Below are 550 nucleotides of genomic sequence, written 5' to 3' on the forward strand. Positions count from 1 at the left end.
TGCATCAACACGATTTGCTACATTCGGCATTCTAGGTTTCTTTTAGTTTACCGTGTTAAGTGGTAAATTTGAGCTTAATCTGCATGGCAGCAAACGTGTTATGCAGGCGTTATGTGAATGAAAATAGTCGGTAGATTGTAATATGGTATTTTTAAAAAGGTTCTAAAATGAATACTCCTCAACAACTCTCTGAAAATGAATTAAAAGGATGGTATACGTACGCGAATGAAGTTGTGGGTACTTTAGCTATTGGATTCACAGTTACATCTTTACAGTTTACAAAGTATTCTGCTGAGGTCGCTACAGTTTTATTCTTATTTCTGTTTCTTATGTATGCAATGTTAGCATATAAAAAAAGAATTAGATTCCATCAAGATAGAATGGCTAGATATAAAGGTAAGTGGTCTGTTTTATTTGAAGCTGGATTTGGAGCAATTTTCTTTTTAATAGGTATGCTATCACTCAGTGGTGTCGCAATGGGCTATGATTTATCAGTTATAGAAGGCTTTTCATTAAAAAACTTCATTGATTGGCTACCTAGTTACTTATT

General features: G+C 33.6%; 1 protein-coding gene. It reads left to right on the forward strand.

Annotated features, from left to right (window positions below; genetic code table 11):
* Positions 1-167: 167 nt before the first annotated feature.
* Positions 168-550, forward strand: a 383-nt coding sequence (locus PVK63_RS19910; RefSeq protein ID WP_274440984.1) for a hypothetical protein, incomplete at its 3' end; no start/stop codon positions are given.

It is taken from the genome of Aliivibrio sp. S2TY2, from assembly GCF_028765525.1.
Classification (GTDB): domain Bacteria; phylum Pseudomonadota; class Gammaproteobacteria; order Enterobacterales; family Vibrionaceae; genus Aliivibrio; species Aliivibrio finisterrensis_A.